Origin of the sequence: Pseudomonas sp. NS1(2017) (genome assembly GCF_002269425.1) — a bacterium.
GTDB lineage: Bacteria > Pseudomonadota > Gammaproteobacteria > Pseudomonadales > Pseudomonadaceae > Aquipseudomonas > Aquipseudomonas reactans.
Map to the genome: position 1 here is coordinate 3,462,515 of NZ_CP022960.1, position 4,606 is coordinate 3,467,120.

Sequence of the window (4,606 nt, forward strand, 5' to 3'; positions counted from 1 at the left end):
CGCAGCGGTAGTTCAGTCGGTTAGAATACCGGCCTGTCACGCCGGGGGTCGCGGGTTCGAGTCCCGTCCGCTGCGCCATATTCGGTAACCTGGAACACTGAACGCCAGGTCACCACAGGAAGCCCGCTCAATGAGCGGGCTTTTTGCTGTCTGGGATTTGCAAAACCCAAAAAAACGCCGCCGATCATTTCCGATGATCGGCGGCGTTTTTTATTGGGCGACTAGAAATCCCAGCGTGTAGTGACCATGAAGTTGCGCGGCTCACCGTAAGCGGCCGAGTTATAGAAGCCGATGTTGGTGTAGTAGTGCTTGTCGAAGATATTGTTGACGTTCAGCGTCGCCGACAGGTTTTTAGTGACCTGATATTTGGTCATCAGGTCCACCAGCCAATAAGCATCCTGGGAAAACTCTTCATACCCACCATGGGGTGAGTTGTAGATGTCCTGCCAGCCCACGCTTTGCCAGCGCACGCCACCGCCGACGGTCAGCTTGTCCAGGTTGCCCTTGAGTTTGTAGGTGGTAAACAGCTTGACCTGGTCTTCGGGCTCGAAGGTGGAGATCTTCACGTCCTTGTCGTCGCGCACCACCTTATGGGTGTAGCCGGCCTGGAGTTGCCAGCCGGGGGCAATCTCGCCGGACATCTCCAGTTCATAACCCTTGGTCACGGCCTTGCTACTTTTATAGGCGTAGTTGTTCGGGATCGGTGTCTGGTTGTTGTAGGCGTCGTCGGAGAGCGCACGATTGGACTCGTGGATTTCAAAGTACGCTGCGCTGGCGTTCACGCGGCCGTCGAGGAAGTCGGCTTTCACGCCCAGTTCCCAGTTCTGGCCTTCATCCGGTTCCAGCAACTTGTTGTCGCGGTCGCGGTTGTAGTTTTCCTGCGGCATGAAGATGTCGGTGTAGCTGGCGTAGACCGCATAGGTGTCGTTGAGGTCGTACACGGCACCGACGTAGGGGACGAAGCGCCCCGACTCGCGGTAGTTGGGGTTGTAGCCCGTGACCTGGTAGTTGACCACGCGTCCGCCCAGCAGCAGCTTGAGGTCATCGGCGAGGTTCAGCCGCGTGGTCACGTAGGCACCGGTCTGGCGCACGGTGTCATCGATCAGGGATTGTGGCTTGCCCCAGTCCGGAATGGTGGCGTGGCCGTGCCAGTTATTGAAGTCGACGATATTGGGGGAGAGGTTCCAATAGCCTTTGCCTTTCCACTCCGATGCGCTGATCGAGCCGCCCAGCACCAGTTCATGCTCGCGCCCGCCGAGGTTGAACGGGCCGCTGACGTACAGGTCGGCGGAATCGCTGACGGTTTCCCCGGTGTACTTGCCCGAGGTGAGTTGCGCGGTGCCATCCGGCTGCGGTTGGTCGCCCTGGATCGAGCCCATCAGCGCGTGATAGCCGTTGATCTTGTGATCCAGTTGCAGCTTGGTCACCCAGCCATTGCCCAGGTCGTGTTCGAGCATGGCAAAGACGGTTCGGGTGTACTGCTCCCAACTGCTCCAGTCAGCGGCGTTGTTGAATGAGCGCTTGACGCTGTTGCGGTCGCCCTTGGAGTTGATCAGCGGGAAACTGCCCGACCACGATGAACCCTTCGGCAAGGTGTCCTGGTAATCGCCGCCGACGGTCAGCAGCGTATCGGGTGACAGGTCGAACTCCATAATGCCGTAGTACGTCGGGCTCTTGCGCGAGTAGTGGTCCATGAACGAATGCTTGTCTTGATAGGCCGCCACGGCCCGGCCACGCACGTTGCCGCTTTCGGTCATGGGGCCGCTGACATCCAGCTCGCTGCGGTAGTTGTCCCACGAACCGGCGCCGAGGGTTGCGTGGCCCTGGAAGTCTGCGGTGGGTTTCTTGCGCACCAGGTTGATCGTCGCGCCGAGTGAGCCTGCGCCCGTGAGCAGGCCGGTGGCGCCCTTGAGCACTTCGACACGGTCGTAGATCGCCATGTCGCTCAGGGTGTTGCCCGCCGAGTAAGCGACGTTGCGTGCGGTCGAGGGGATGCCGTCGTACTGGAAGTTATTGATCGAAAAGCCCCGGGCGTAGTAGTTGGTACGCTCGGTGTCGAAGGCGGAAACGGTGATGCCCGGTGTATGGCGCATCACGTCGTCAACGTTGTTCAGGCCGAAATCATCCATGTGCTGGCGGGTAACCACGCTCACGGACTGCGGGGTTTCCTTGGGCGTCAGCACCAGGCGCGTGGAGGTCGCGATAGTGCCGGGTGTGTAGGAACCGGTGCCTTCGGTGACGTTGCCCAGTTGGTTGGCGGTGACGGCGGTCGGGCTCAGCTCCATGGTGCCGTTGCCGGCGATGGGGGCGGGTTGCAGGGCGTATCCCTGAACGCCTTTCACGGCGCGGTAGCCGCTGCCTTCCAGCAGCCGGTCGAACCCGTCCTGAATCCCGAAGTTGCCTTTCAGTCCAGGGCCTTTGAGGCCCTCCAGTTCGTGGGACTGGAACACGATGGCCACACCCGCCTGCTGGGCGAAGCGGTTGAGCGAACTGCCCAGCGGCCCAGCGGGGATGTCATAGGACTGGGCGGCGACGCTGACGGCGTCCGCCTGGGCCAGGCCGATGTTCAAGGTGCCGGCAGTGATGAGGGCCAAGGACAGCGGTGCACTTTTCAGTAGCCGAAAGCGTCCGCGTGGGTAGGAAGGGGTGTGCATGGGGAAGGCAGTCCTTTATGTGTCGAATTACCTTCCTTGACGGGCAACCTCGAAAAAACCGGAAGCAAATGCGAATAATTATTTATTGGATGCTGGCGCGGGGCCAACCACGATCAGCCAGGGCGTGAAGGACTGCACCCGTATCGGCAACGTTTGCGCGAGTAATTGCAAGGCATGGTCGCTGTCGTCCAGGGGGATCACGGCAGACACGCGCAGGCTTTGCAGTGCGGTGCGATCAAACTGCACGTGGCCGCTGCGGTGCCGGGCGATTTCGTCCAGCACGTCGGGCAAGGGCTGGTTCTCCACCACCAATTGATGGCGGCGCCAGGCTTCGTTGATGCTGCTCGGGTCGACAGTGCCCACCAAGCGGACTTGGTTTTTGTGCAACAGGGCCCGCGACCCAGCATCGACTTCCAGCGTCTGCTGGCCGTTCGCGCTTTGTGCCGCCACGCGAGAGTGGAGCATGCTCAGCACAGTGACATCACCTTCGCGCTTGACCACGAACCGTGTGCCCAGTGCACGCAGGGTGCCTTGGGGCGTCTGCACGACAAATGGCCGGGTGCTGTCGTGGGCGACTTCCACCAGGATTTCGCCTTGCAACAGTTCGATACGGCGCTGCTGGCTATCAAAGTGCAGGTTCGCCGCGCTGATGCCATTGAGGGTCAGTGTCGAACCGTCCGCCAGTTGCAGGGTTTGCCATTGGCTCGGGCCATTTCGTACATCGGCCATCCACTGCCGCGGATAGGGGCTGATCAACAAGGCCGCTGCCGGAATCGCCAGGCTGCACGCCAATACCAGTGTGCGCAGGGCGTGCTTGCGGCGACGGGTTTTCGGCTGCGCAAAGGCCGCATCCAGAGCGGCGCGGGCAGCGGCTTTTTTACCGCGCAGGGCCTGCATGCGTGAAGTGACGGCTTCCATGCGAGCGGCGGCTGCCGCGTGATGCGGGCCTTGTTGCTTCCAGCGCTCGAACGCCTGCTGCTGGGCCTCGTCCCATTCGCCATCGTGCAGGCGCAGCAGCCATTCGGCGGCTTGTTCTTCGACGTCCGACATGCTTGATCAGGTGTCCATGCTGTGGCTGCAATGCATAAGCGCCTGGATCAGGTACTTGCGCACGGTGCGCTCCGACAACTTGAGCTGCCGGGCGATCTGTTGCTGGGTCATGTCTTCGAGGTAATACAGCACGAAGGCCTGGCGCGAGTATTCGTGCATGCCTTCCAGGATAAAGGCGATCTGTTCGAGGGCTTCGAGGGTGGTGTGGATTTGCTCCGGGGATTGGAAACCTTCGAGCGCATCCACCGTCAATGCCAATTCTTGCAGGTAAGCCTGTTCAATCTGCTTGCGCCGCGCTTGGTCGATAAGCAGGCGCCGGGCGGTGGTGCTCAGGTACGCGCGGGGTTCGCGAATGCCGGCGACGGACTCGCGCGCGTTCAGGATGCGTGCAAAGGTATCGTGCGCCAGGTCGGCGGCATTCTGTCGACAGCCCAGCTTGCGTCTTAGCCAGGTGAGCAGCCAGCCATGATGCTCGCTGTAGAGCTGGGTAATTTCCCGTTGGAAGGGCGGTTCACCCACAGACATAGGCGTGGCTCAAGTGTTATTGAGAATGGTTTTTAATTGTGCGGCCAAGGGGCGGGTAAACGCAATAGACTCGCGTTTGAAGGCGTAGAAGCCCGCTTTTGCGGGGTTTTGTCGTGCCTGAGAAAATATTTCAAATAAATTGCATTTAAATCAAGACATTGCGGATTTTTGGTGTATGATGCCGCCCACACCGAAACGAAGGGTGATTAGCTCAGCTGGGAGAGCGTCTGCCTTACAAGCAGAATGTCGGCGGTTCGATCCCGTCATCACCCACCATTCGTTTTACGTGTTACGCGCAGCGGTAGTTCAGTCGGTTAGAATACCGGCCTGTCACGCCGGGGGTCGCGGGTTCGAGTCCCGTCCGCTGCGCCATATTT

The 4,606-nt window shown here is 60.3% G+C and carries 3 protein-coding genes and 3 tRNA genes; 3 read left to right on the plus strand and 3 right to left on the minus strand.

Going from position 1 to position 4,606, the window contains the following annotated elements; all coding sequences use genetic code 11:
- The first annotated feature begins 1 nt into the window (after position 1).
- Positions 2 to 78: transfer RNA gene (locus CI807_RS16485), tRNA-Asp, on the plus strand.
- A gap of 143 nt (positions 79 to 221) precedes the next feature.
- On the opposite strand, the gene CI807_RS16490 is transcribed toward CI807_RS16485, so the two are convergent.
- From CI807_RS16490 to CI807_RS16500, 3 genes are all read right to left on the minus strand, one after another.
- The gene (locus CI807_RS16490; RefSeq protein WP_095015362.1) at positions 222 to 2,654 is read right to left on the minus strand and encodes a TonB-dependent siderophore receptor; all 2,433 of its coding nucleotides are present in this window, start codon (positions 2,652 to 2,654) and stop codon (positions 222 to 224) included.
- A 78-nt stretch (positions 2,655 to 2,732) separates the two neighbouring features.
- Positions 2,733 to 3,704 carry a FecR family protein gene (locus tag CI807_RS16495; protein ID WP_095015363.1) on the minus strand — a complete coding sequence of 324 codons (972 nt, stop codon included), beginning with the start codon at positions 3,702 to 3,704 and terminating at the stop codon, positions 2,733 to 2,735.
- A 6-nt stretch (positions 3,705 to 3,710) separates the two neighbouring features.
- Positions 3,711 to 4,229 (minus strand): sigma-70 family RNA polymerase sigma factor, encoded by a 519-nt coding sequence (locus CI807_RS16500; RefSeq protein ID WP_095015364.1) that lies wholly within the window; start codon positions 4,227 to 4,229, stop codon positions 3,711 to 3,713.
- Positions 4,230 to 4,429: 200 nt separating this feature from the next.
- Here CI807_RS16500 and CI807_RS16505 point away from each other — a divergent pair.
- Together CI807_RS16505 and CI807_RS16510 are read left to right on the plus strand one after the other, a co-directional pair.
- Positions 4,430 to 4,505: transfer RNA gene (locus tag CI807_RS16505), tRNA-Val, on the plus strand.
- Between the two features lie 19 nt (positions 4,506 to 4,524).
- A tRNA-Asp gene (locus CI807_RS16510) sits at positions 4,525 to 4,601 on the plus strand.
- Positions 4,602 to 4,606: the final 5 nt, after the last annotated feature.

Coding starts and splice junctions, on each gene's coding strand:
- CI807_RS16495 (WP_095015363.1), bottom strand. CDS start 3,704: ATGTCGGACGTCGAAGAACAAGCCGCCGAATGGCTGCTGCGCCTGCAC.
- CI807_RS16500 (WP_095015364.1), bottom strand. CDS start 4,229: ATGTCTGTGGGTGAACCGCCCTTCCAACGGGAAATTACCCAGCTCTAC.
- CI807_RS16490 (WP_095015362.1), bottom strand. CDS start 2,654: ATGCACACCCCTTCCTACCCACGCGGACGCTTTCGGCTACTGAAAAGT.